The sequence below is a fragment of the Alteromonas halophila genome (assembly GCF_014651815.1).
Taxonomy (GTDB): Bacteria; Pseudomonadota; Gammaproteobacteria; order Enterobacterales; family Alteromonadaceae; genus Alteromonas; species Alteromonas halophila.
This window is the reverse complement of sequence record NZ_BMXP01000011.1, coordinates 39,951-66,529: the sequence shown is the minus strand read 5'-3', so window position 1 is coordinate 66,529 and position 26,579 is coordinate 39,951. Positions and strand designations below refer to the sequence as shown.

Below are 26,579 nucleotides of genomic sequence, written 5' to 3'. Positions count from 1 at the left end.
AAATCCGTCAGGCTACTGAGAGAAACGCTTAAATACCAGCGTTGCATTGGTACCACCAAAGCCGAAGCTGTTCGACATGATAGTATTTAAGGTGGCGTCCCGAGGCGAGGTAACAATATCCAGGCCAGAGGCCTCTTCGTCCAGATTATCGATGTTGATTGACGGTGAAATAAAGCTATTTTCCATCATCAGCAAGCTGTAAATCGCTTCATTCACGCCTGCTGCACCCAGTGCATGACCGGTTTGCGACTTGGTCGCACTGATCGGTACTTTGCTGCTACCAAACACTTCCCGGATTGCAGTAAGCTCCTTAACGTCGCCTACCGGGGTCGAGGTGCCGTGGGTATTCAGATAATCGATAGGCTCATCGATGCCCTGCATCGCCATTTTCATACAGCGGATCGCCCCTTCACCCGATGGCGCAACCATGTCGAAACCGTCCGACGTGGCGCCATAACCGACCACTTCACCGTAAATTTTGGCGCCGCGGGCAAGCGCGTGTTCCAGTTCCTCGACGATAACCATGCCGCCCCCACCGGAGCTGACAAAGCCATCACGGCCGCTGTCGTAGGTGCGCGAAGCTGCTTCTGGCGTGTCATTATATTTAGAAGATAATGCACCCATGGCATCGAACTGGCTCGACAGTGTCCAGTGCAGTTCTTCACCACCGCCAGCAAAGACCACATCCTGCTTACCCAGTTGAATAAGCTCAAGCGCATTACCAATACAATGAGCACTGGTCGCACATGCTGACGCGATGGAGTAGTTAATCCCTTTAATTTTAAACGGTGTGGCCAGACAGGCCGAGACGGTCGATGCCATGCATCGCGGGACCATGTACGGCCCCATGCGCTTTACGCCTTTCTCTCGTAAAATGTCTGCAGACAGCACCTGGTTTTCGCTGGAAGCACCACCGGAACCGGCGATAATACCGGTACGCTCGTTAGAAATATCATCTTCGCTCAGACCACCGTCTTCAATGGCCTGCTGCATGGCAATATAGGCATAGGCTGCGGCATCGCCCATGAAGCGCAGGGTTTTGCGGTCGATATGTTCTTTCACGTCCAGATCTATGTTACCCCACACCTGGCTGCGCAATTTCATTTCGGCAAACTGTTCAGAAAAAGTGATGCCGGACTTGCCGGATTTTAGCGACGCAAGTACGTCGTCTTTATTGACGCCGATACTGGATACAATACCCATACCGGTAATTACTGCTCTTTTCATAATCTACCCTTTGCGTTTGTGCGGCCTATGGTAACGATTTTACAGAACAAAGTGGTCTGCTCTTTTACGATAATTTTCATGGCCCAGTTGCTGTCAGCAACATGCCGCGTCTGTGCACGATTTGCAAGCCTGCAGGCTGTGAGACTCACTATACCCCCATTCGCTATACGCTTGTACTTGGGCATGAAACGTTCACAAAAGTTTCACTCAGTATGCCGCCAGATAACCCACAAGGGGTGCGATACGCTTGGCGCTGCGTGCGTGCACCTGTAAACTTAGCGCCATTCTCCACTGATATGAAATGCCGGTGAAATCTAAAACAGCAACCGTCCACTTTAATGCAGCCGGAACCCCGGTCGCCAACGACTATGACGATGTCTATTTTTCCAATGACAGCGGAATCGACGAAACGCGGCATGTGTTTATCGCAGGCAATGATCTGCCAGCGCGCTGGCAGGCGTGTGAACAACGAAGCTTTGTCATAGCCGAAACCGGTTTTGGCACCGGCCTTAATTTTCTGGTCGCGATGCAAGCATTTCAGACGTTTCGCCACGCGAATCCAGACCACCCACTTCAGCACCTTTATTTTATTTCGCTGGAAAAGTTTCCGCTTTGCCGGGACGATATGTCGCGGGCGCTTTCGGCCTTTCCCGCTCTGCAGGAGCAGGCACGAACGCTTGATGCGCAATACCCGGTCGCCATGCATGGCTGCCACCGGCTTGAATTTGCCGACGCATCAGTAACCCTGGATCTGTGGATGGGCGATGCGCACGAACTGCTGCCCAGCTGGGCCTGTCCGTCAGCGGGGCTCATTGATGCATGGTTTCTGGATGGTTTTGCGCCCAGTAAAAACCCGGATATGTGGACGGATGCCTTATTTGATCAGATGGCCAGACTGACTAAAGTCGGGGGCAGCTTCGCAACATTTACAGCGGCCGGTGTGGTTAAGCGCGGTCTGGCCGCGTCAGGGTTCACCATTACTAAACGCAAAGGGTTTGGCCGCAAGCGCGATATGCTGACCGGCCAGTTTACGCCGGAAACAGAGCCCGTCAGAGAGCCACAGCCGCCCTATTCACCTTATACGCTGCCAACGCTGGACACCGGCGATCATGTGGTAATTGTCGGTGCCGGGCTTGCCGGCGCCTGTTGCGCTCAGATGCTCTGTGAAAAGGGCATAAAGGTGACGCTGCTGGAACAGGGACAGGCACCTGCAGGCGGAGCATCGGGAAATCCGCAGGGGGGCTTTTATCCGCAGCTTCATGGTGAGGCGAGTCACGCCAGTCAGTTGCAGGCGCACAGCTTTCTGTATGCCCGGCGTCACTACGATACACTTACCGATGCGTACCCTGTCGCCCACGACTTTTGCGGGGTGTTGCAACTTGGTTTTAACGCCGCAAGCCAAAACCGTCATGAGAAGCTGATTGCCGCGCAACTGTGGCCCGAAACACTGGTGACACTGACTGATGCCGAAAGCACGTCGGCGCTTGCCGGTGTACCGCTGCCCTTTCCAGCCTTATCGATAGCACTGGGGGGCTGGCTGTCACCGCCTGATTTAATAGCCGCCATGCTGCAAAGCGCCAACAAAACCGGCCTTCTTACCTGCCTGTATGACACGCAAGTGCGAGAAGTCACGGAAACACAACATAACGTAGAACTGGTGTGTACCAATGGGCGTCATTTTCGCGGTGATCACCTGATTCTGGCACCGGGCCATCAGGCCATCAGCCTGCCCGCCTTCGCCCCTGTGCCGCTCAGGCCGGTCCGTGGGCAGGTAGAGGCGGTGCCCACGACGCCAGTGCTTGGCAAGCTGAAACAGGTACTGTGTCACAAAGGGTACCTGACACCCGCACTGAACGGCCGCCATGCCCTGGGCTCTACTTATGTTAAGCAAGATACCGATACCTCTCCCCGTCAGCAGGAATCGGCTGCAAACCTGACGACTCACCAGCAGGCTTTGTCGGGGTGTGACTGGATAACGTCGCTACAGCACGATGGCCAGGCGCGCGCTGCGGTGCGTCTGGGTGTACCTGATCATCAGCCACTGTGTGGCGCACTCGGAGAGATTGATAAACAGCGCCGGCTATACAGTGAGTTGCAGAAAGGTAAACCGCTATCGATGATGCCGCTGCCAACGGCTACGCGCATCAGTACCCTGACGGCGCTGGGCTCACGGGGCTTAACCACTGCCCCATTAATGGCGCAGACGCTGACAAGCGCACTACTTGGCGCGCCACTGCCGTTACCCGCACATTTGTTACATGCCATTAACCCAAACCGCTTTATTATTCGCGACTGTATTCGTGGCAGGCAGGACACGCGTTAAGCTGCAACTCCAGGGAAGATGCGACTTAAAAGCGCGTGTGTTGCTGGCTAGCGGCCGGTGGTGGTGGCGGGGATCACACTTTGCACCATAAAGCCGGGAATATAGAGGCTGGCGCTGGCCATCAGCTGCTGATTCTCCACTGAGACAATACGGGCATTGACGCGTACCCCGCGGGGATCTTCAATCATGGTGCCGGTGACAATATGATCCATCGCCAGTGAGGATGCCAGCGCTTTCCCGTCACGACTCAGTGCCAAGTCGCCATGCGGGGTTACCGCAATGTTATTTGCCAGCTTAAAGTCGACAACTGAAACACCGTAGCTCTGCAGTTCACCCATCAGATATTCCGCAAGTTGATTGCCAACCACGGTCGTGTCTTGTAGCGAACGGTTAAACCGGACAAAGCTGGCCACGCCGATTAAATCTTCGCGCGTGAGCCCCTGTGCATTGTCCATCAGCCCCATGGCCAGTTGCTCGGCATAATCATTAAGTCGCTTGTGGGTCACCGAGGGTGAAAACCCCTGATGTAACGGATCACGCTGAGCGTGCGTCTGTCTGGCATGTCTTGCATGCTTGCGATCACGGGAGTCAGGCCGGTACGCCAGACCAGACCCTTCCGGTACACGCGGCGTGTCGGCATCAGCAGCGGTGGCCGGCTCGGCTTCATCATTTAACCAGTAATCACGCGCTGCCTGCTCAACGCTGCTGCACGCTGCCAGTGAGAGACAGCCGCACAGAACAAGCGCACACGGTAACAGTCTGCTCATTGGGTTTATCCTTTGCTCAGGGTTACACCATCACGGGTGCCATCGCGCTGACTGCCATCACTGGGTATGAGCGCATCGACCACATAAAAGGGAACCAGCGTCTGAGCACTGGCAACCACGGCGCGGGATTCCATGCCCAGAATGCGGGCGTTCACCAGTACCCCGCCCTGATGTTTGGTCATCGTGCCCGTCAGCACATACTCAATGGGCAGGCTGCTGTTTAATTCCAGATAATCACGGGACAGCACATAGTCGCCCTGTTCAGTGATACGAATATAGTCAGTGGCTTTAAAGTCGATCACCGGAATACGGAACTTATGCAGCTCATGCATAAATGATTCAGCCATCTGGCGTCCCAGCAGATTGGTTTGCTGCAGGTCAGAGTCAAGCAGTGCGAAGTGGGTGACACCCACCGGCGTTTTATCCGACACGTATTCCATGTTGGCAATGAGATCCTGGGCCAGGTTTTTCACATAGTCGCCCACGTGCTTATTCAGCGGCTTACCTTTATAGGCGCCCTGCACACTGCTGTAAAGCTGTGGCCGGCCAATAGCACCAAAGCTGTCTACACGGTCAGCTTCGTCGCGGGATATCTGGGCTGGCGCGCGATCACTGGCTTTAATATCCACCACGTTCATACGTGAGCGCGTGTCCTGCTGCGCCTGATTGTCCGACTCCATGGAAGAGCAGGCAGTCAGAGACAGACTTCCCACTACCAGGACCAGCATTGACTGGCGAATATTCATAACCATTACCTCTTACCTTCTGTTCGGTATAACTGTCCGTTGCGGTGAGTGACCTGTTCATTTTCCCAGAACAGCTCACCAGGGAAAAATCGTGTCGCCGCCGCAACGACTTCTTTACTGCGCACGTTAATGATGCGTGCGTTGACCATCGCCCCTGACTGCTGATAAACCAGGGTACCAGTAACATAAAAATCGACGCGCTCAACACTGGAGAGCTGAGCGATATCCCGGGACAGCACCCGATCGTTGTCATCCCCTATAATAATATCGTTCGTAAGTTTGAACTCTTGAGTGGTAAATCCGCGTTTTGTGGCTTCGGTAATCAGTCCCTGCTCAAGCTGATGGCCCAGCATCATTAAAGGATGCTGGTTGTTGCCGTTGTAGGCCATTGTATCGGCAGGGACAAAGCCTGTTACTGCATAACGTGACTGACCGTTTGGCCGTAATCCGTCGAACAACTCGTTGGCCAGCACATAGGTGTGATACTCAACATTGCCCAGCGGCGACTGACTGACCAACTCTGCCTGTGCCCGCTGCTGATCACTTACCGTATCACTCTGACAACCAAAGAGGCCTGCCACAATCAGGAACAACACAGCCCACATACAATGTGGTCGATGACACTTGCCATCGCTTGACAGGAGGTAACGCATGTAATCACCCTTATAGATAAATCGTTTCCGGGGACCTGACGGAAAACATCAGCCCTGCAGTTCTGACAGAGCCTTCTGCAATAAACACACCAACGCTACAACGCCCGTTTATTGACGCGCGTACTGCGCAAACCGGCAATGCTCTGCCGGGCAACCTATCGGATTTTGCCGTTTTCGCGACATAATTTGGTAGTGGAGATGCAAATAAGATAACCGTCGCTGAGGCGCTCAGCCAGGTGCCTGATCAAGGCGGTCCCTGGCAAACCTGACGGGGTAAGTCAAAAATCCATCGTTGAGCAGGTGTCTGGCTGACAGCCTGCCTGAAGGCAATTTGCGCTCAGATGATAATTCTGCGCGTCTGGGAGGCCACGTGGTTGCGAATTCTGCGGGCGATAGTGTTGGCGCGCTGCGATTCACGCCTGCGCACTAGCCGCGCAGCCGCTGCCACAGTGCCAGCACCTTGTCCTGATCGGCTTCCTCCAGTTCCCGGTTTCTGAACGCCGTCGTAAAGCTTTTGCGCATACCTTCATCTAAATCCTCAACACTGGCGTCAGTCTCGACTTCCAGGGGGCGCGCGACAACCATAAAATGCCCCTGCAGATAACTGGCAATAAATAAATCATCGTCACTGCCATGATTAACGACGTCGTCCAGTTGCGCTTCGATTTTTGTGATTTCGTCAATCAGCGACTGAGGTGCTGCGTGCACAATGCTCTCCTATCTTGTTGTTGGTTAACGGGCCGGGTATAGCACCCGGTCGCGGTATCCGGTGATCACAGAAACGGTACCGGCAAGTTCAGCATCCAGTTCAGCATCACCGGTATCAATAATCAGTGGCCGCGAGGACAATGCCTGAAGCTTTTGCTTGGTGGCAATAATAATGAGGTTCTGCCTGCCAACCTGACGGATGACAGCCGGGCTGAGTTGCTGATTGCCACGCCCGAAGATATGGCCCTGTCCGCCAATGACCGTGACCACAATTTTTGCCGGCTGACCGTCAATCAGCGATTGTAACTGCCTGGCAGTAACATCGGTGGCAATCACTTCGCCGTTTTTCACGACATCGACACCTAACAGCGTGTTAGCCAGGTCCTGGTGCGCCATAACCGTATTAACGGTGGAGCCTGATCCCATAACGAACAGTGTATCTGGCTCATCATCCATCATTTCGGTGAGATACGCGGCAATGTCTTCCTGAACCAGTTGATCATCTTCCCGGCCGCCCATTTTTACTGCCTGAATATAATTCAGCGCTTCGGGCACCCGCATTTCACCGAACTGACGGGCAATGACCTTACCGTCACGAAATGCCGCTTCATCAATATCCCGCACTTCGGCGTCAACCTCGCTGACCAGTTCGCCTTTGATCATCATCGCCAGCACCTCACCGGCTGCCGACGGCGTAACTGCATAAACGCCAGAATGAATTTTACAACCGGCCGGAACACCCAGCACCGGGACCTGCTCTGCCACCACCTCACACAGGTTTCGGGCGGTGCCATCGCCCCCGGCAAATAGCAATAAATCAACGCCCTCTTCCAGCATCGCACTGGCGGCAGCCTGAGTATGGGTTGCTTCGGTCTGGCCGCTGGTCTGATAGACCTCGGTATACGGCAGTGCCAATTGCGCGCACACACTGCTGCCCATGTCACCACTGGCGGTATAAATATGAAACGGCGCCGAGACCGACTGCAAACTGGCCAGCGCCCGGGCCATTTTCTGATTGGCCTGCTTTTCTGCGCCCATAGCCAGGGCTTTTTCACGAATATCGGCACCGTCGCTGCCTTTCAAAGCCAGCGCGCCGCCGATACCGGCGAACGGATTAACAATCAGCCCCAGCCTGAATACTTTTTGCTGCACTTTTTCCAGCATTATGCGACCTGCTTTTGCGCCTGAGCGGCGGCATCCTCGCCACCAAACGTCTGCGCCAGTACGTTAATGAGCTGCGCGGCCCGCGCCGGAAAGCCCTTTTCACAGTAGTGATAGTACTGCCTGTCAACTGCCTGAGTAAACGCCGCTCTGTCAGGCTCAGCACCATGAAGGTTATCGGTACTGACCTGAAACGCACGCTGACAGGCAATACTGAATGCTTTCTCTAGTGCCTGAGGCTTTACCTCTACTTTCTCAAACATGCGCTGTGCCTGTTCATCGCGACCGTCCGGGCAATACCAGTAACCATAATCTTCCTGGAGACGCCGCGCTTTACCGGCAATACACCAGTGTGCCAGTTCATGCAAAGCACTGGCGAAAAAGCCATGGGCAAACACAATCTTATGAAAAGCGCAGACATCGTTTGCAGGCAGATAGACAGGTTCATCATCGCCCCGCACCAGGCGCGTGTTGTAACGTGGGAAAAATGCCTGTTCAAACGCGTCGATGAGGGTATCGACCTGCTTAGCTTCCCGCAGGTTGTCGTCAAGCCTGTTCACGTGTGCCTTACTTACTCTTACCGCTTAAAAGTCGCGAAGTTTAGCAAATTCCCCGCGCCGGTGCGAATGGCACAGCCCTGCTTGAAACTGCGCGTCGCTTAGGTCAAGCTGCTAAAAAATGCGAACACACGCTACGGCGTGCACCGGAGACAACGTGTCAGACGCTATTATAAAACATCTCCATCAGGTCAATGCGTACCGCGACCTTGTCGAACGCATGGGATTATCTGGTGCCATTGCACAGTTGCAGGAATGGCAATGTCAGCGACTGCTGGCCAGCCATCATGACCTGGCAAGCCAGCCGCATTATCAGCAGGCTATGGCGTTTTTCGTCGATGAGCTTTACGGGCCCAAAGACTTTTCTCAACGGGACGCTGATTTAGCCAGGGTCATTCCTAAGCTAGCCAAAGTATTACCTGACAAAGCCCTGCGCGCACTTGACGATGCACTGGCACTTAACGCGTTATCCTACGATCTGGATATGAAGGTGTGCCAGTCTCTGGCAGCTGCACAGCCTGGCGAAAACCAACCGGTCATTAACCGCGAAACCTATGCCTGCGCCTACCGTGAGGTCGGTGAGCGGGATAAACGTGAACAGCAGATCGCCCTTATCGAACACCTGGGTGGGGAGCTGGCCGATGTCATTAATATCCGTGGCATTGGTATGCTGATAAAATTTGCCCGGCGACCTGCCAAACTGGCCGGCTTGCTGACGTTGCACGAATTTCTCGAGCGTGGCTATAATGCATTTCACGCAATCGGCGATGTGCACAGCTTTATCGATCCGGTCATGCGCCGGGAGCGCGTGCTGATGGAAGCGCTGCTTGATCCGCGCCGCGATATCACTAAGGACAATCCTCTGCCCCATGTCTGACTCGTTACCCTGGCGACGCCCTGCTCCTTTTACCCAGACGTGGCAAATCACGCAGGCGCACCTGGATCACTATAACCATGTGAACAACGTGGCTTACCTGAGCCAGCTTGAAAAGCTGGCCTGGGCCCATTCCAATGCACTGGGGCTGCGTTTTGAAGATTATCAGGCCTGTGACCGTGCTATGGTAATTCGCCGCCACGAACTGGAGTACCTGCAGCCTGCACACCTCGATGACACGCTGATTTGTGCAACCTGGATCATTGACTGCGATAACAAGCTCTCACTGACCCGGCAGTTTCAGTTTATTTGCACACGCCGCGAAAAAACCGTGTTCGAAGCGCAGACCCGGTTTATCTGTGTCAGTCTGTCTACCGGTGTGCCGAAACGGATGCCGCAGGCATTTAAAACCTGTTATGGGGCTGCCTGTGTCTCTGAGCAGGCGTGAACGCAAATCGGAGGCCGCATGCGAGGCCTGCTAAGTGTATTGCTGTTACTCTCCGTTGCGCTGAATGTTTATCTGTGGCAAAAGCAGGCATCCGCGCCGGTCGAAACACGGACCGATGGCCACTCTTACATCAGACAGGAAAATCCGCCTGTCAGCCCGGCTCCGACTGAGGCTGCCCCCCCAACAGCCCCTGCTCCGAACCGGCTTAGTGAGTACCGTCAGTGGCTCGAATCGGGCCAGTATGAACGCCTTAAAGAGGCACTAAACCGGGCGCTGAAAGCCAGTCCGCTGGATGCGGAGATGCTATTGCTGGAAGCCGAACTGGTACTGCAAACGGAGCCACTGTCCGAGGCCATTCTCCATTACTACACGCTGCTGGATCTGCCGCTTGCTGCTGAGGTACATGACAAGGTAAATGCGCGTATTACGTCACTGACAAGTAACGCCGCCTCCCAGCTTCGTCAGAATGCAAACTGGTCATTGCTGGCACAATTTATGGAGCCACTATTTCAGCGCATGCCGACGGATTACCAGTACGCACGCTGGCTGGCCGAAGCGTATGCACAGCAGCAAAAACCGACACTCACCGAAGATGTACTGGCGGCTTTGCCGGCAACGGATCCCGCTGTAAGCCGGATCAGGGGACTACTTGTCACGGTGCCTGCGTCTGAAGACACCGCCGATACCAGGGCTTCGGATAGTACGTCATCAGAAGCGATTACCATTGCACTGGAGCGAGGGCGCGATCAGTACTTTGCACATGTGCGGTTTGCCAGTGTCCCAGCCCGGTTGCTGTTTGACACGGGAGCCAGTACGACCGCCATTACCGATTCGCTGTACAAAGCACTAAAACGCCGCAGCGCACTACCATTTATTGGCAATTTCACGGTCAATACCGCAGCGGGCAGGATCCGGGCGGCCATGTACGAAGTACCCGTGTTGACGTTCGGGCCGCTGCGCATTGAAGATACGCCTGTTCTGGTTCTGCCGCCGTCGGTGTTACCCAACGCCGATGGACTGCTGGGAATGAATGTACTGCGTGGCTACCATTTTGGTATCGATCAGCAAAAAGCGGCACTGACACTTTCTCCGCTTAAGCCAAACTAAACGTGTAGTCTCACGTATAAACGCGCACATACAGCAATAAGCGGAGTCATCATGAGTAAGCTAACCGGAAAGTCTGTCGCAGTGCTCGCCACCCATGGCTTTGAACAAAGTGAACTGTCTGAGCCGGTCGAGGCAGTACGAAAAGCGGGGGCACTGGTGCATATCATCAGCCTGGATGGCAAGCCAATACAAGGCATGAACCATGACGAGAAAGGCGAGATGGTCGATGCAAATAACGCCGTGTCTGATGTGTCTGCGCAGGACTATGACGGCCTGATACTACCGGGCGGCGTTGCCAACCCCGACAGCTTAAGAATGTCCTGCGAGGCCATGCAGTTTGTTCGTGACTTCTTTAGCAAACATAAACCGGTGGCCGCTATCTGCCACGCCCCCTGGACACTGATTGAAGCGAATGTGGTAAAAAACAGAAATGTGACCTCATTCCCCAGTATAAAAACCGACTTACTGAACGCCGGCGCATTGTGGGATGACCAGGAAGTCGTGATCGATCAGGGCCTTATCACCAGCCGTAACCCGGATGACTTGCCCGCCTTTTGCCAGGCCATTATTGATGAATTCAGTAAAGGTGAACAGGCCCGTCAAACTGTTTAAGAATACAGGCAGCCTTGCGGCTGCCCGCCTGTTTTGAAAATGCCAATCAGAGCGCAGCACACACCCGTGTGCCCTGATCAATGGCCCGCTTGGCATCCAGCTCTAACGCTTCATCCGCGCCACCAATCAGGTGGTACGGTAAGGTTAGGCCTTCAATCAGGTCACGCAGCGGGTCCTGACCCGCACAGATTACGATGTTATCGACGGCAAGTACCTGACGCTCACCGTCCACCTCAATGTGCAGGCCGGCATCATCGATCTTCTCGTAACTGACACCGGGAACCATGTGTACGCCTTTCATTTTAAGTCCGGCTCGGTGAGACCAGCCAGTCGTCTTACCCAGCCCGGCGCCTACACGTGTCGTTTTACGTTGCAGCAAATAAATCTCACGGGGTGACGGCTCCGGCTGTGGCGTCATCCCTTCCACTCCGGCACGGGCTGAAAAGCTCATGTCGATGCCCCACTCTTTCATAAACGCAGGAATGTCCTGACTGGGCGTTGCGTCGCCGTGCGCCAGAAATTCTGCGGTGTCAAAACCAATGCCGCCTGCGCCAATAATGGCGACCGACTTACCGACCGGCTTCTTGTCGCGCAATACATCGAGGTAGGACAGCACGCTGGGATGATCAATCCCTTCAATCTCTGGCGTTCTTGGTCTGATCCCGGTGGCAACCAGCACCTCATCAAACCCAGCCTCATTCAGCATCCCGGCATCCACGCGGGTATTCAGTTTCAGCGTGATATTGTCATGCAGTTCAATCTGGCGTTTGAAGTAACGCAGCGTTTCATAAAACTCTTCCTTACCCGGAATTTGCTTGGCGATATTAAACTGCCCGCCAATCTCGTCTGCGGCATCGTACAGAACAACGTCATGACCACGTTCAGCCGCGGTCACTGCAGAAGCCAGTCCGGCCGGGCCCGCCCCCACCACAGCGACCCGCTTTTTAACGTCGGCTTTGGTGACATTCAGCTCAAGCTCGTGGCAGGCGCGTGGGTTAACCAGACAACTGGTCATCTTGCCGTTAAACACATGATCCAGACAGGCCTGGTTGCACCCAATACAGGTATTGATCTCATCAGCCCGGTCCTGCTGGGCCTTGACAACAAAGTCGGCGTCAGCCAGAAACGGCCGGGCCATCGACACCAGATCCGCATCACCGCGGGCCAGCACGGTTTCTGCCGTATCCGGCATGTTAATGCGGTTAGAGGTGATCACCGGTATCGTCAGCGCCTGTTTGAATCTGGCCGTTACCCAGGTAAACGCCGCACGCGGCACTTTGGTGTTAATGGTTGGGATGCGCGCCTCGTGCCAGCCAATGCCGGTGTTGATAATGGTGGCACCGGCCTGTTCGATCGCTTTGCCAAGCTGCTCGACTTCCTCGGCACTTGAGCCACCTTCTACCAGATCAAGCATGGACAACCGGTAGATGATAATAAACGCATCACCTACCGCCTCACGCACGCGCCTGACAACCTCAAGCGGCAATCGAATGCGGTTCTGGTAATCCCCGCCCCATTCATCATCACGATGATTAGTGCGCTGTGCAATAAACTGATTCAGAAAATACCCTTCAGAGCCCATGATTTCGACACCGTCGTACCCAGCTTTCTGTGCCTGTGTGGCAGCGAAGATAAAATCCTGAATTTGCTGCTCTATTTCGTCGCTTTTAAGCGCTCTGGGCTTAAATTTATTGATCGGTGCCTGCACCGCTGAAGGTGCCACCAGCTTGTCACTGTAGGCATAGCGTCCGGTATGCAGAATTTGCATACAAATCTTACCGCCTGCCTGATGCACGGCATCGGTCACTTCACGGTGATTTTCCACTGCTTTGTCGCTGTCCAGGCGACGTGTCACTGGGTGCGTAGAGCCCTCTTCATTAGGCCCAATACCGCCTGTTACAATCAGCCCGACGCCTCCCCGGGCCCGTTCGGCATAAAAGGCAGCCATGTGCTTGTGGCCGTTCGGCAGCTCTTCAAGACCGGTATGCATAGAGCCCATGATGATACGGTTTTTTAGCTCGGTAAAACCCAGATCCAGCGGACGAAAAAGGTGAGGATAAGCACGTGTCTGGTGTGCGGAAACGGTCATGATAACTCCTGAAATTAATCGTTTTGTTTGTGCATGGCGCGGATGTCGCTTTGCATACCGAAAAGCGGCGCATAAGAAGGTGCCTGCCTCTGTTTCTGGGCCTGCATGGCCTGTTGCACATCTTCCATCTGAAACATGCCGCTTTGCCAGGTTGCCATATACTCCAGGCTTTGCGCGGTGCTGTGCTCCAGTGCATAGTTGATCATCTGCTTGGTGCCACTGACGGCCATTGGTGAATTAGCAGCGATTTGACGGGCAATGCCTTTTACCGCGTCCAGCATCTGCTGCTGGTCATCAAATACCTGATTTAAAAAGCCGGCCTGAAGCGCTTCACTAGCGCCGAAATTACGTCCGGTATACGCCAGCTCTTTTGCCAGTCCGACGGGGATAAGTTTCGGTAGTCGCTGTAGGGTCCCCAGATCGGCGGTCATACCCAGTTGCGTTTCTTTTACTGTAAAATAGGCATCGCGGGTGGCATAACGCATGTCGCAGGCACACAGCAAATCAACCGCTCCGCCGATAGCGCCGCCCTGTACCGCTGCCAGTACCGGCACCCGGACCTTTTCAAGTGACGAAAGGCTGTCCTGCAGCTCCAGCACCTGACGACGCATTTTCTCTGCACGGCGGGCAGGATCGGCCTGAAAACTCTTCGCCATATCCATAAACACCGACAGATCCATGCCCGCCGAAAAGTGCTTGCCAGTAGATGAGATCACGATGGCGCGGACATCACCATGGGCATCGAGTGCGTGCACCGCTTCCGGCAGTTCAAACCAGAATGCCGGAATCATGCTGTTCAGGGATTCTGGGCGACATAACTGAATATACCCTATCTGCTCATCCACACGTAAACTGAGCGTTTCATAGTGGCGCTTGATTGCGTCTGCCTGGGTTGTCATCGGCCTCTCCATTAACAATTCTGCAAACTGGACAGTGTCAAGATAAAAGCGTATGTTGACACTGTCAAGATATGAAGTAAAAAGTTTGAGGTAACGATGGCGCAGGTTTCACAGTCATATCATCACGGCGACTTACGCCAGACCCTGATTAACACGGCCCGCTCGCGCATTGCCGAGCACGGTGTAGGTAGTCTTTCCCTGCGCAAGCTGGCTGAAGATGCCGGTGTATCGCGTACTGCGCCTTATCACCATTTTAAGGATAAGAGTGCCCTGTTAAGTGCCATTGCGGCAGAAGGCTTTACGCAGTGGCAACAGGTTGCCCGGGAGATTTTTGATAATACTGAACTGTCCGCCCGACAGCGCTTCAGAACATTTATTCATCGTTATATTGGCTTTGCGGCAGGCAACCCGGAATTGTACGAACTGATGTTTGGCCGGCCTATCTGGCAAAGCAACAGCGCCACCGACGATTTGAAAAGTGTGGCCTACCCGTGCTTTCAGTTTCAGGTAGAAATGACACGCTACTGGCAAGCTCAGGGGTTATTGCCTCAGCAGCAGGATCCGCTGCGCCTGGCGCAGGTTACCTGGGGCACGCTGCACGGCATAGCCCGGCTGCTGATTGACGGCATTTACGCCGATCAGAGTCATATTGATGACATGTGCGACTGTGCAGCGGATGTATTTATGCGCGGCGCGCCTCATCCTCACGAATAAACGCCACAGCTCGCTCAGCGATCATTACGGTGGGCGCGTTGGTATTGCCCCCAATAAGACTGGGCATGACAGAAGCATCAACGACCCGCAGCCCATCAATGCCGCGTACCTGCAAGCGGGTATTCACCACCGCCATCTCATCATCCTGCGCGCCCATTTTGCAGGTTCCCACAGGATGGTAAATGGTTTCGGCTTTTTCTTTCAAAAACTCCGCTATCGACGCATCGTCCTGGGCGTCTGTCCCCGGCTGAACCTCGTGGGGCTGATAGTCTGAAAACGCCGCTGAGCCCAGTATTTTGCGGGCAATGCGTACCCCATCTGTCATCACCTTTATATCGTCTTCATGATCCAGGTAATTGGGATCAATAAGCGGCTGATCTTCGGGATGGTTACTCTGCAGTGTGATCCGTCCCCGGCTCTTTGGATAAAGACAGCACACGTGCACTCCATAGCCATAGCCGAACGCCGTGCGCCTGCCGTGATCCTCCAGTATCGCTGGCAGAAAATGCAGCTGAATATCCGGCTGTTTACCGGCCTGGGACGAGCGTAAGAAGCCGCCTGCCTCGGCAATATTTGAGGACAGCAGACCGCGACGACCAAACAGGTAACTGAACGCCGCCCTGATGTATTTAGGTATCGCGCTGAGTGCGACGGCATAGCCCACGCGCGCCTTACAGCGCATCTGTACAATGGCATCGAGGTGATCCTGCAGGTTTTCGCCAACACCGGGCAGATCCTGCTGTACGTGTATCCCATGCTCCTGCAACTGCGCTTTAGGGCCTATGCCTGAAAGCATCAGCAGCTTGGGCGAATTAATGGCACCGCCGCTTAAAATCACTTCTTTGTTCGCATTTATGCGCCGGATCCGGCCTTTTTCACGTATCTGAACCCCAACCGCCCGCTTGTCTTTAACCAAAATGCGCTCAGCCGATACGCCGGTTATGACCGTAAGATTACTGCGCGTAAGCGCGCCTGACAGGTATCCCCTGGCCGTTGAGCAGCGCTGCCCGTTCTTTTGCGTGACATGATAAAAGCCCAGTCCCACGCGCTCCTCACGGTTGAAATCCTCGACAATCTCAGTGCCAATCTCAGATGCTGCACTGACAAACGCGTGTGACAGCGACTCTTTATGTCGCAGACTTTCTACCCGTAGCGGCCCGCCTGTGCCATGAAACGCATCATGGCCATCTTCAAAATCTTCTGCTTGCTTAAAATAGGGTAAGACCTCGTCAAATCCCCACCCGGTGGCGCCTAGCTCTACCCAGTGATCGTAATCAGCACGCTCCCCGCGAATGTAGCACATGGCATTGACCGAACTGCTGCCGCCCAGTGTCTTGCCACGGGGCCAGAACAGCTCTCTGTCGTAAAGGTGTTGTTGTGGCGCAGTATAATATCCCCAGCCTATGCCCTCGAACCGGCTGAGTAAGGATAAACCGAAAGGAATATGAATAAGCGGATTGCTGTCTTTGCCGCCAGCCTCAAGCAGACACACCTGATTCGCCGGATTTTCACTAAGCCGGGCCGCCATCACTGCGCCCGCCGAACCACCGCCGATTATAATGTAGTCGTAAGTCTGAACCGATTCCTGCACACCCACATCCTCTGCCTGCAAACTTGTGCGCCTGACTGACCGAGTGGCACACCAATGACTGCCTGTGTCGTTGTCTGCTCCGAGCTGTGAGGCCTGCTTGCAGTGACCCGGCACTGCACCACATCACAGGCTGCTTGCGACAACATCAAATGGTACGACCAGATTAGCAAATGTTGCGCACCTGCGGGTAGTATTATGTTAAGGTTTTTTAAGAACGAACCATTGTTGTGACGGATATGCACCAGTTAACGTGGCAGGATAAGTGGCGGGTGGCGGCTGGCTGGGTGCTGGTAAAGCTGGGTAAAATAAGCCATGACGACTTTACCCCTGATGAACTTAATGACCTCATTGCCCCCCATTTTCCCCAGCGTTTTTCTATTCGTCCTCCCATTGGCGAGGGGACGGTCAGAGTTGAGCGCGGCCAGGTTACGCTGCACGAGACCGATAACCGTATTGGACTGCAGGCACTTGCCAGCCTCAGAATAAGCGCGCTGAGCGCCACCATTTACCGGGCGCATATTATGCTTACAGCCAGTTGCAGGCCTCGCTATGAGAGCGATACAGCCACCCTGCACCTGGAGGATGTACGCTTTGACGGAGCCCGCCTGATTAACGATGACTATGCGCTGATTAAAGATACCCGTTTTCTTATCGACAAATTATTACCCGGCGGGTTTGGCAGCCTGCTAAGCAAATCGGTGATTGGCGGGCTGTCAGTCCTTTCTGGCGGCGTCTCAACGCAGGCGCTGGATTACCTGAAGCTTTATCTGAACGGCAGTATGCAGCGGATCCTTGATTATCACCGGCCTCAGATAGAAACAACGCTGGAGTCGGCCCTGACTCACGCTGAACTTTACCACCAGATGCGCGATGACCAGTGGCGTGAGTATTTATTTGCGCGTCTGGGCCACCACGTCGGCGTTGAAGACAACCGGCTGCGCTTTTATTTTTAACACCAATGGGTGTAGTGCTCTGCACAGAGGCTGTGCGCATCATTATTGCGGCGTGTCGGTGACAATCGATACCGGCACATTTTCGATGTGCTCGCCGATATCCTCAATATTCTGAGACGGATCATCGACACTTGCTTCCAGCATGTCGAACGCTTCCTGAAAATAATCCACCAGCGGCTGCAATGACGTGATGTTTTTGTTGCAGCACACCATGCCTATATTGGCCTTACCGGCATACGTCATCAGCGTAATATTGACGCCGCCCCCCGGCGTCATAGTGGAAATCGGGTAGCAGGCAAGCAACTTGCTGTCTTTCAGATAGCGTTCATCGGTGGGCCCCGGTACATTCGACACCAGTATATTGGCAATGGGCTTAACCAGGCTGGATAAATGCAGCCATTCATAGACCAGCGCCAGCGACTGGATAACAATGGTATAAGCACTGAATGCGCCCGGTCTGGCGTGTTGCGCTGCAAATTTTACAATACGGTGATTAATAATGATCTGTCGCAGGCGTAAATACGGATCAGTTTCGCCGTGCGCCAGTTCTACCGGTACAATGGCAATTTTATTGCCGGACGTCTTCTCTCCCGGTTTACGCAAATTAATCGGCATATTGGTAAACAGACTTTTCTTAAACACGTGACCGTGATCCTGCAAAAGCCGGTGTACACCAATATCAAAGGCACACAGGAGCACTTCGTTAGCGGTGGAGCGGGTTCGTTTTGCAATCCGCCGTACCCTGTCAAAATCCAGCACAGTGGTCGCCACGGCGCGCCCCTGCTTAACCTGCCCGGTCAATACAGTTTTCGTGCCGGTGAACGGGATAGGCATATAGTGCGGATTGATACGTACCAGCTTCAATAACAGCCGCGAGAAGATCACAAACAAATCAATACCAGTACGCAAGGCGCCCGTCACTGACTGCCACAGCCGGGTAACGCCTGCAGGCTTACTGCCCTTTCTGCGCAGCCGCTTCACCGCCCAGACCGGCACAAACGATGACGTATCCGGTTTGCTGAGATATCCAGCCTGAAACCAGCGTACCAGCGTCGCGCCATCCCCATACAGGTGGTGCACACGGGCATAAATGGCGAACCTGTCATGGCGTTTGTCATGGATAAAATGGTACTGCCAAAGCGGCTTATCAGGATCCAGTCGCGACTCGTGCAGACGCGCGACAAATGCATCAAGGGCGACTTTGTCAGTGATATCGTCAATCACATGAAGCTGAATATGGTAATCCATCGCCATACGCCGAACGGGCTGCAACCCGACCGGGTAGCCGAGCACTGCTTTAACTTTACAGTTAAACGGCGGTGTCGCCCGCGATGCTGATTTCATCTCGGTCACCAGCGTTTCCACGTACTCACCCACTACCACATCGTCAGGTGGCGCAAGCAACTGCAGGCATCCCACATGCTTAGGGTTCGCTGTCGACTCTGTGAGCCAGAACGATTTATCAAGGAAACTTAACCGGTAACCCACAATTATGCCCCCAGCACCAGCGATTCTGCCGACTGACGTGCGGTCATATTGGCCAGGGAATGACGTTGAATTGCGTCCTGGATTGCCGCTATGGTTTCAGCTGGCAGCCGTAACCTGGGCAGAATACTCACCATCAGTAAAGACAGCGCATGGTAGCGCTGTGCCTCATCGTCCTGGTTATTGATACGCCCGTTATACTGACACGACTGCATCATAATCTGCTCCAGCAACTCAGCCAGAAGTCGCGTGTCAGCAGCGGTGGCAATGAGCTCGCCTTTTCTGACCAGCGCACTGAGCAAACCGTTAAGGCGACTCTCCAGTGCATCCATCAGGCGTTTGCGTACACGTACCGTGTCAGGGTATTTTTCAGATAAGTCTGCAGGACTGCGGTAAAAGAATCGAAACAGATGCAGGTGGTCGATCAGCATGTAGAAGTAATAAAAAAGATCATCCGCATTCAGCACTTCATCCGATTTGCTTGCCAGCAACGCCAGCATATTTTTCTGATGCAGTTGCAGCAACGTTGCGACCATGACCTCTTTACCCTTGTAGTGGTAATACAGGTTGCCCGGACTAATATCTAACTCCAGCGCAATATCCACACTGCTGACCGAATTCTCACCGTGCTCATTAAACAGCGCCAGCGCGGTCAGGAGGATCCGTTGCGAGGTCTTAATACGGGCTCTCATTTCACATAAACACCAGATACAGTTGCGCAAAACCAGCCAGCAAACCCAGTATCGCGCCAGTCACGATCAGCTTCCATTCGTCCTGTTGATAAGCAGGTCTCAGCACCCCTTCAAACTCAAGTGGCGTCAGTGCCTGCATGCGCTCACATAAATCGCCACCTATACGCAGCGCCTGATTAGCATAATCATAGGCGTAAAGCAGATATTTGTCAGAGTTTTCAAAAATTTGCTCTACCGCCAGTGTTTTCATGCGGTGGTAGTTTTCAGACCCTACCCCCAGAGCAAAATATGGTTGTGCGACGGCGACATAGCGTTCAATTGCATCGTTGACATGCAATTCAATAATTTCCAGTAACTGCGCTGAACCGGAGCCATGCAATATGATGTGGGTAATGTTTTGTGGCGTAATCAGCTTTCGCTCAATAATATCCGCGTAGACTTCTGATACTTCTTTCTGACGCTTCAGGAACATCCCCTGAATTTTGAAAGGGCCAATGTTGATAGGATTTTTTGGCTCAAAAATAATTTTAATGGCGATCCAGTTGGTAGCGTAGCCCACCAGCAACCCGCCCAGAGGCAGCAGCCACCATGCCTGAAAGTAATGCCATAGCAACATGGTCGGCAGACCGAACAGAAAACCAAAATACAGGCCGGAACGAACGATAAAGGGAAACTCTTTACTGCCGGCGGTCAGAAAGATCTCGTTGATAAGTTCGGGTGCATTCACCAGCTGCTCTACGACCAGCTCTTTAATGTCAAGGATCTCCGTAACATTATGCTGGAAGTCTTCCACCATTTTTTGCACCACATGGGGCATGTCATTTTCAACGCGCTGATAAACGAGGTTTTTGCCCTGTACCGGCAAGGCAGCCCATAACCCGGGTGCCGATTCGCTCATCACATCGTTTACCACTTTGCGTAACACCTGTCGCAGGCGACGTTCAATGGCCTCGGTAAGCGCTTCCGGCTCAATGCGCCCGGCCATTTCTTCGACACTCAACAGTTTACCCAGCACCAGTTCCACTTCGATTTCGGCCATTTCCCGGCGTTTGGCCGGGATCAATCCCTGCCAGCCAAAAAACGGCCGTATGCCAGTGAACTCGATGGGGTAAAACATCATCTTGACGGCAAGGTAGTTTGTTACCCACCCCACTATGGCACTGATGACAGGGATGGACAGCAAACTCAGCAACTGAATATTCCATTCCATGAGCGGTGTGTTGAGTCCTGCGATTTTTGTTATGGCTTCAGGCTACTGACTGCTTAGCCTTTGGTCAATCTTTTTGCCGGGTATAAGGCGCAATCATCACTGCCAGACTGAAGTTTATAAAATTGGGTAGTGATTTCTAATTGCGTTACATACACTAGGACAGGTGTTGTCCCAATTAACCGCACAGCGCTGGAGGTACGGCTATGGCACTTTTGAATCCTCGACTTTTTTCTATCGAGCGTGCTATCCGACATGCATCGACGTATCAGGAATATCGGGAAGCCTGCCTTGAACATGACAGGCAGTCCGGAGCAGACGAATGGAAAGACAAAGATCCTTGTCGCGACTACGATTACCGACTGATCAGAAAACGTGTCCAGCGATTGCAAATTGCCCGTGGACGCGCGGATGTCATGGCGCTTTCCTCAATTATTCACGAAGGTCTGCATGGCAACCTGGGCAACATTGCCAATCCAGTGCTGGGTGAGCAGTGTCTGATTGGCACTAAAACCCTGATTGAGACCTTTATTGCTGAAGTGGTCGGCGCCCTTGAACAAATCTATCATGCTGACGAGCAGGAAATGGATTTTTACGAAAAGCTGTCGTTTTTCGAAGAAACCGCGCACGCCTTTGGCCGCAGTTGTCTGATGCTGTCAGGCGGCGCAGGCCTGGGAATTTTTCACTGTGGTGTCGTGAAATCACTGAATGAGAAGAATTTACTGCCAGGTGTTATCAGTGGCGCCAGTGCCGGTTCGATTATCGCAGCAATGCTGGGTACCCGTACCCATGATGAACTGCTTGATGCCCTCGACACTGAATATATATTCGAGCGCTTCAAAGACTGGCGTAATTTTTCCGGGCTGGGTAAAAAAAGTCTGTTTGACAGTTCGTCGCTGGAAAATGCCTTAATCACCCTGTTTGACCTGACCACCTTTGAAGAAGCATTCAAAAAAACCGGCCGGCATGTGACGATCACGGTGTCGCCTGCAGATTTGCATCAGCATTCCCGGTTGCTGAATGCCAAAACCTCTCCCAATGCCATTATTGCGCAAGCCGTGCGGGCATCGTGTGCGGTACCGGTGATCTTTAGCCCGGTTCAGTTAAAAGCGAAAACCACGAAAGGTGATGTGGTTCCTTATATACCTAATCGCCGATTCGCTGACGGCTCGCTTATGGCGGATCTGCCATTTGAGCGACTCTCCCGGTTGTATGGGGTGAACCACAGCATTGTCAGTCAGACAAATCCACTGGCAGTGCCCTTTTTATCCAGCTTCAAAAGCAGTGCATCGTCCTGGACCGATCTGACCATGCGTCATCTTGGCCAGCTGGCGAAATCTAACAGCATTTTCGCAATTGATATGGTCGAGCGACTGATTGACAACCGTGGCGCGAAACTGGCAATTCACAAAGCGCGATCTATACTCGACCAGCAATACGTTGGTGACATCAATATACTACCGAACAGTCAGCTACGCAGTTTGTCTCAGGTGCTGGCAAATCCCACGCTGGAGAGTGTATCAGCGTTGATTGAAAGTGGTGAAAAGTCAACCTGGCCGCATATCGATGTTATTGAAAGAAATACCAAAATCAGTGAAACTTTGCGTTATTATCTACGCCTTTTAAAACAGCGCGAAGCAGTTGAGCTTGGCCATAAGCGGCATGTGGAAGATATCCAGACCCATGCGCTGTAACCCTAACTGTTCGTCAAATTATGAGTGTAAGCTTTGTCAGTGAGTAAAAAGACAGAAAATCCAGACAGTATCTACACCCAGCAAGTCAAGCAGCTCATCGACCTCGTTTATCCTCAGGAAGCGGGCCTGGGCTCCGTCTATGAGGACGCCCGTCATTTTTTTACACTAACGCCCGAACTTGAATCCCATATTACAGAGCTGAAAGATAAGCTTGTGGAAATCGAAGGCGGTGGTAAGCGGAAACAGGCGCATGAAGAGCAACTGAGAAAAAAACTCAAAGTCGCTGAAAAGAAGCTCGAAGATGAACGGCTTGCCCGACTCGATCGCCTGGACTCGGTTGCCCTGAAACTGCTTACGTTGTGTGAAGGCGACACCTGGCAGGAAACACAGCACTTAAGCGCTAAGTTTCTTGGCACCGTGATGTTACTTACCCGTGGCCCACAGGGCAATTTCGCCCGTCATCATCAGCGTCTCAAGCCACTGTATAAGGCCGTACTTTGTCTGCGCCTGACTGATAAAGTGCTGGCCCATGAAAAAATCACACATCCTTACCTGTCCAGGTATCAGGGGGCGCTTGAACGGTTCGAAGGGAGCCGAAAGTGGCAGGATACCTGGCGTGAAGAGCTGGCATTACCACTGATCAAGGCCTGTGTTTTACAGGATATCGGCCTGCAAAGCAGCGAAGCTATCGCTATTTTGCGCGGCGATGAAGGCGACAAAGATGAATTTCGGGTACTGGAAGGTGACGACCGCAAACAACTGCTGAAAATTAATTACTACCAGTCACTGCGGTATATTAAAGAAGGATTAGGTCTGCCTGCGTATATTGGAAACGACAAGGAAGAACGAGACCGCTTTAATGCCATGCATGAAGCCGCCAGCGCGTTTACCATGAATACGGTTAAGGATGCGTTTGTCGGTAAATCCGGAATTGGTGAAATTATCAAGATCCCTCAGATCTATGTCTCTATTGTGCTGTCAACCAAACCAGATTACACCCGAAAAGAATTGCCAAAAGGTTACATGCTTATTGAGCAACTCGCGAAAAAAGAGGCTCTCAATCCACGGCTTGCAGGAGACTTTATTAAGATTGTCGGGTATTTTCCGCAAGGTTTCGGCGTCACCTTTATTCCCAAAAATGAGCGCGGTATTGAACGGGATCAGTACGAGTGTGCCATCGTCACCGGCCTGAACCCAAAAAATCCGGCAGAACCAATGTGTCGGGTGGTCAGCCGCAACCTGACCTATATTTCAGCTGGGCAGGATGATGTCATTGAACGCAGTTGTAATCTGTACTTTCCCGCAAACCGCAAAAAACTAATGCGTATTGGCCGCGAACGGTTAACAGAAATTATGGATAAGCTGTCAGCCAACTTTACGCCGGACGCCATTGATGATCTGGTTCCCAGCTACTGGGAGCCTTTTGACTACTTCCTGTTTAAGAAACATCAGAACCTGTGGAACCGCTACTGATGATGGGCACAGTTACGAAAAAAGGCCGTTTATTCGGCCTTTTTTGTCGCGCTTGCTTTCGTTGTCCCCGATGAAGAGGACGTTTTAGACGCGCCCGTACTGCTGCGTTTACGGGTGGTTGATGTGCTGGCACGTTTGCGTGTCGACTGACTGCCCGCTTTAGACGCTGACGTCCCTGATGTACTTTTTGATGCAGTCGAACTTTTACGGGACGTGGACTTTTTGGTCGTGGACTGAGCCGCTGAGCCAGCACTGGTTTTTGCCGGAGTGGCCGACGCATTCTGTTCAGCCGCCTTTTTCGCTGCCAGCAGCGCCACCTGCTCGACCAGTAAATCGACTTTTGCCGACAATACCTCGAGTTGCTGTTCCCGGACGCTGGCTTTCTTACTGCCACTGAATAATGAGAACAGTGGGTTTGCCATCATCAGCGTCTGCAAAGACGAAAACACAGAGGATGGACTCAGCGTTTCACGCAGTTGATCATCCACACTCTCGCCGCGCTGCTGTAGTTCTTCAAATAAGGCGTGAGTGGCATCCAGTTGCTTGCTTACCATGTCGGTAACCTGCTCAACCTGTTCAGATACAAGATCTGCACCCGCAGACATCCAGCCCAGCAAGGGCGATGTGGGTTTTCGGTTTGTAGACATAGAGCACTCCTTAATATTGCGGTAGACGTTGAAAAGTGACGGCCCCCCCCCGGAATGTGTGCCTCCGGGGGAACGCAGCTTACTTGTTGCTGTTTGCTGCGAGTTTAGCCACTGCTTCTGTCAATGCGTCAACCTTGGCAGACAGCTCTTCAATGCGCTGATCTGATGGCTCGCTGTCCAGACCCAGCTTTTTACGTACTTCTGATACGCGGTTTTCAACATCGTTGGTGGTAGACTTGAACTTGCTACGCGCATCATCTTCCAGGTTCTCACCTTTAGATACCAGATCGTCAAACATCTTACTGGCTTCTGCGCTCAGCTTGTCATAGCGACCCTGCGCTTCTTCAACGCTTTTACCGTACGCACCTAAGCCGGCTAACCAGATTTTGCGCGCAAAATCTTCTGCTTCGTTGAATTTACCTTTGATGGTGTCAGTTTTCTTGGTTGTCATAGCATTTTCCTCGTTACGCTAACTTTGATGTGTTCAGGTTACGCCTGACAATTAGAAAGCGCATACTAATTAACCAGTTTTTTTAACGATGGGAATGCAGCCCAATCATATTCCCCTCTGAATCGAAGGCCAGCACAATAAAACCATACTCACCAATGGCCATTTTTTCCCGTTCAACACGGCCACCGGCCTCAGCCACCCGACTGCCCTCTACTGCACAGTCTTCGCAGCTAAAATATACCAGAGTGCTGTTGCCCCCCGCCTGCATCCCTTCTACCTGCACCAGCGCGCCCGACGCGCCATACGCGTCCATATCAGAGGGAAACGCCAGCATCTTCAGGGGGACGTCTTCGCCGGTATCCGGCGGTGTCAGTGACTCTAGGGAAACGGCAAACACCGATTCATAAAAGGCTTTTGCTCGTTGTAAATCATCGACATAAATTTCAAACCATCCGATAGGGTTTTGCATGGGCTTAGCTCCTGTACTGTGCGGGTAGGTATATGGGTATAGCACAGCCTGCCCATAAACGCCCGTTTACACACAGACAAAAAAACGCAGCATAAAATGCTGCGTTTTTTGAGAGTGCAAACAGCGCCATACGCTTATTTGCTCAGACGTATTTTCACCGTCCTGACACGTCAGACTGGATTAATCGACCAGATCTTTTGGCATATCTTCCCGCACCTGCTGCCAGACTTTGCCACTTTCGATACCGTATTTTCTTACCACATTGGGCACTGCATCGTGATCACCACGCTGCGCTATTTCAAGCAACTCCTGATAGAACGCCTTTGCTACATTGCGTGCGGACTCGTGGGAGAAAAAGTAGCCACCAATTCTGGAGTACAGGCCCTTGAAGCCATTCATCATTAACACAAACACATTATTATTCGATGCCAGTGCAAGATCGTGATTCATCTGATAATCGAACTGTGCAAACGCCAGACCTTCTTCTTCGACATCACGATAACGGGCAATAATATCAGCAGACGCCTGGGGGTTATTTCTGATCGCACCACGAATAAACACGGCACTGAGATTGGTTCTGGCAGCCAGAAGATTATCGACAAGCTCTGGGATCCCTTCCTGATCGAGGCGTGCAAGGGTTTCCAGAATGTTCAACCCGCAGGTTTCCCAGAAATTATTCACTTTGGTGGGTTTACCGTGCTGGATGGTAAGCCACCCGTCACGCGCCAGCCGCTGCAGTACTTCGCGCAGCGTGGTACGGGTCACACCGATTAATTCGGAAAGTTCTCTTTCTGCCGGCAGGATGGTGCCCGGTGGAAAGCGCCCGCTCCAAATCGATTCGACTATATATTCTTCTGCAAATCCTGCGGGGCTCTGAGCCTTATAAATCATAACGTCTTGCCTGCCAGTTATTGTTTTTCTTAACTGATTGTACCAGATGACATTTCATTAACACAATCAATTAAGGAGGATGCGAACACGTCTGTGAGCATATTCTTAAAATCGGGGCCTGCGACACTATCAAATTTAAGC

26 protein-coding genes are annotated in these 26,579 nt (G+C 52.8%); 9 read left to right on the top strand and 17 right to left on the bottom strand.

The window, feature by feature from the left end; all coding sequences use genetic code 11:
* Positions 1-12 precede the first annotated feature (12 nt).
* Positions 13-1,227: a beta-ketoacyl-ACP synthase I gene (fabB, locus tag IE054_RS15985; protein WP_189408103.1), complete on the bottom strand. Its 1,215-nt coding sequence runs from the start codon at positions 1,225-1,227 to the stop codon at positions 13-15.
* A gap of 301 nt (positions 1,228-1,528) precedes the next feature.
* Between fabB and mnmC the strand changes: the two genes are divergently transcribed.
* Positions 1,529-3,550 (top strand): bifunctional tRNA (5-methylaminomethyl-2-thiouridine)(34)-methyltransferase MnmC2/FAD-dependent 5-carboxymethylaminomethyl-2-thiouridine(34) oxidoreductase MnmC1, encoded by a 2,022-nt coding sequence (gene mnmC / locus IE054_RS15980; protein ID WP_229805211.1) that lies wholly within the window; start codon positions 1,529-1,531, stop codon positions 3,548-3,550.
* Between the two features lie 47 nt (positions 3,551-3,597).
* Here the strand turns inward: mnmC and IE054_RS15975 are convergent, their stop codons facing one another.
* From IE054_RS15975 to IE054_RS15950, 6 genes are all read right to left on the bottom strand, one after another.
* Entirely contained in the window at positions 3,598-4,317 is a 720-nt protein-coding gene (locus IE054_RS15975; protein WP_189408101.1) for a FlgO family outer membrane protein, read from the bottom strand.
* Between the two features lie 5 nt (positions 4,318-4,322).
* Positions 4,323-5,069, bottom strand: a complete 747-nt coding sequence (locus tag IE054_RS15970) for a FlgO family outer membrane protein (RefSeq protein ID WP_189408100.1) — start codon at positions 5,067-5,069, stop codon at positions 4,323-4,325.
* Positions 5,069-5,668: a FlgO family outer membrane protein gene (locus IE054_RS15965; protein ID WP_373293935.1), complete on the bottom strand. Its 600-nt coding sequence runs from the start codon at positions 5,666-5,668 to the stop codon at positions 5,069-5,071. Before IE054_RS15965 ends, IE054_RS15970 begins: the two co-directional genes overlap by 1 nt.
* Positions 5,669-6,142: 474 nt before the next feature.
* Positions 6,143-6,424: a YfcL family protein gene (locus IE054_RS15960; protein ID WP_229805209.1), complete on the bottom strand. Its 282-nt coding sequence runs from the start codon at positions 6,422-6,424 to the stop codon at positions 6,143-6,145.
* A gap of 24 nt (positions 6,425-6,448) precedes the next feature.
* Positions 6,449-7,588, bottom strand: coding sequence for an ATP-NAD kinase family protein (locus IE054_RS15955; RefSeq protein WP_189408098.1), 1,140 nt, complete (start codon positions 7,586-7,588; stop codon positions 6,449-6,451).
* Positions 7,588-8,145, bottom strand: a complete 558-nt coding sequence (locus tag IE054_RS15950) for an elongation factor P hydroxylase (RefSeq protein ID WP_373293930.1) — start codon at positions 8,143-8,145, stop codon at positions 7,588-7,590. The genes IE054_RS15955 and IE054_RS15950 overlap by 1 nt, the downstream gene beginning before the upstream one ends.
* 154 nt (positions 8,146-8,299) lie before the next feature.
* Between IE054_RS15950 and IE054_RS15945 the strand changes: the two genes are divergently transcribed.
* The 4 genes from IE054_RS15945 to IE054_RS15930 are packed head-to-tail and all read left to right on the top strand — an operon-like array spanning position 8,300 to position 11,183.
* A complete protein-coding gene (locus IE054_RS15945) occupies positions 8,300-9,019 on the top strand; it encodes an FFLEELY motif protein (protein WP_189408097.1) in 720 nt (239 codons plus the stop codon).
* The gene (locus IE054_RS15940) at positions 9,012-9,464 is read left to right on the top strand and encodes an acyl-CoA thioesterase (RefSeq protein WP_189408096.1); all 453 of its coding nucleotides are present in this window, start codon (positions 9,012-9,014) and stop codon (positions 9,462-9,464) included. Before IE054_RS15945 ends, IE054_RS15940 begins: the two co-directional genes overlap by 8 nt.
* A gap of 18 nt (positions 9,465-9,482) precedes the next feature.
* Entirely contained in the window at positions 9,483-10,571 is a 1,089-nt protein-coding gene (locus IE054_RS15935; protein WP_189408095.1) for a retropepsin-like aspartic protease, read from the top strand.
* A gap of 51 nt (positions 10,572-10,622) precedes the next feature.
* Entirely contained in the window at positions 10,623-11,183 is a 561-nt protein-coding gene (locus tag IE054_RS15930) for a type 1 glutamine amidotransferase domain-containing protein (RefSeq protein ID WP_189408094.1), read from the top strand.
* Between the two features lie 46 nt (positions 11,184-11,229).
* Here IE054_RS15930 and IE054_RS15925 read toward each other — a convergent pair whose 3' ends face one another.
* Positions 11,230-13,272, bottom strand: a complete 2,043-nt coding sequence (locus tag IE054_RS15925; RefSeq protein ID WP_189408093.1) for an FAD-dependent oxidoreductase — start codon at positions 13,270-13,272, stop codon at positions 11,230-11,232.
* A gap of 14 nt (positions 13,273-13,286) precedes the next feature.
* A complete protein-coding gene (locus IE054_RS15920; RefSeq protein ID WP_189408092.1) occupies positions 13,287-14,171 on the bottom strand; it encodes a crotonase/enoyl-CoA hydratase family protein in 885 nt (294 codons plus the stop codon).
* A gap of 96 nt (positions 14,172-14,267) precedes the next feature.
* Between IE054_RS15920 and IE054_RS15915 the strand changes: the two genes are divergently transcribed.
* Positions 14,268-14,885 (top strand): TetR/AcrR family transcriptional regulator, encoded by a 618-nt coding sequence (locus tag IE054_RS15915; RefSeq protein WP_189408091.1) that lies wholly within the window; start codon positions 14,268-14,270, stop codon positions 14,883-14,885.
* Here the strand turns inward: IE054_RS15915 and IE054_RS15910 are convergent.
* Complete coding sequence (locus tag IE054_RS15910; RefSeq protein ID WP_189408090.1) at positions 14,854-16,476, bottom strand: GMC family oxidoreductase; 1,623 nt, start codon at positions 16,474-16,476, stop codon at positions 14,854-14,856. The two genes, IE054_RS15915 and IE054_RS15910, sit on opposite strands and share 32 nt — an antisense overlap.
* A gap of 236 nt (positions 16,477-16,712) precedes the next feature.
* Between IE054_RS15910 and IE054_RS15905 the strand changes: the two genes are divergently transcribed.
* Entirely contained in the window at positions 16,713-17,429 is a 717-nt protein-coding gene (locus IE054_RS15905) for a DUF1439 domain-containing protein (RefSeq protein WP_189408089.1), read from the top strand.
* 42 nt (positions 17,430-17,471) lie between these two features.
* On the opposite strand, the gene IE054_RS15900 is transcribed toward IE054_RS15905, so the two are convergent.
* Genes IE054_RS15900 through IE054_RS15890 form a run of 3 tightly spaced genes read right to left on the bottom strand, consistent with a single transcriptional unit; the run spans position 17,472 to position 20,816 of the window.
* Positions 17,472-18,917 (bottom strand): wax ester/triacylglycerol synthase domain-containing protein, encoded by a 1,446-nt coding sequence (locus IE054_RS15900; RefSeq protein WP_189408088.1) that lies wholly within the window; start codon positions 18,915-18,917, stop codon positions 17,472-17,474.
* A gap of 2 nt (positions 18,918-18,919) precedes the next feature.
* Positions 18,920-19,606 (bottom strand): TetR/AcrR family transcriptional regulator, encoded by a 687-nt coding sequence (locus tag IE054_RS15895; protein ID WP_229805207.1) that lies wholly within the window; start codon positions 19,604-19,606, stop codon positions 18,920-18,922.
* A 1-nt stretch (position 19,607) separates the two neighbouring features.
* Positions 19,608-20,816, bottom strand: coding sequence for a DUF445 domain-containing protein (locus IE054_RS15890; protein ID WP_189408087.1), 1,209 nt, complete (start codon positions 20,814-20,816; stop codon positions 19,608-19,610).
* Between the two features lie 203 nt (positions 20,817-21,019).
* Between IE054_RS15890 and IE054_RS15885 the strand changes: the two genes are divergently transcribed.
* Complete coding sequence (locus IE054_RS15885; protein WP_189408086.1) at positions 21,020-22,507, top strand: DUF3336 domain-containing protein; 1,488 nt, start codon at positions 21,020-21,022, stop codon at positions 22,505-22,507.
* 39 nt (positions 22,508-22,546) lie between these two features.
* On the top strand, positions 22,547-23,980 hold the full coding sequence (locus tag IE054_RS15880; RefSeq protein ID WP_189408085.1) for a hypothetical protein: 1,434 nt from the start codon (positions 22,547-22,549) through the stop codon (positions 23,978-23,980).
* 29 nt (positions 23,981-24,009) lie between these two features.
* Here the strand turns inward: IE054_RS15880 and IE054_RS15875 are convergent, their stop codons facing one another.
* From IE054_RS15875 to fadR, 4 genes are all read right to left on the bottom strand, one after another.
* Positions 24,010-24,627, bottom strand: a complete 618-nt coding sequence (locus IE054_RS15875) for a hypothetical protein (RefSeq protein WP_189408084.1) — start codon at positions 24,625-24,627, stop codon at positions 24,010-24,012.
* A gap of 79 nt (positions 24,628-24,706) precedes the next feature.
* Entirely contained in the window at positions 24,707-25,078 is a 372-nt protein-coding gene (locus IE054_RS15870; RefSeq protein WP_189408083.1) for a phasin-related domain-containing protein, read from the bottom strand.
* Positions 25,079-25,160: 82 nt separating this feature from the next.
* Positions 25,161-25,547: a VOC family protein gene (locus IE054_RS15865; RefSeq protein ID WP_189408082.1), complete on the bottom strand. Its 387-nt coding sequence runs from the start codon at positions 25,545-25,547 to the stop codon at positions 25,161-25,163.
* A gap of 180 nt (positions 25,548-25,727) precedes the next feature.
* Positions 25,728-26,438, bottom strand: coding sequence for a fatty acid metabolism transcriptional regulator FadR (gene fadR, locus IE054_RS15860; protein ID WP_189408081.1), 711 nt, complete (start codon positions 26,436-26,438; stop codon positions 25,728-25,730).
* Between the last annotated feature and the right edge of the window lie 141 nt (positions 26,439-26,579).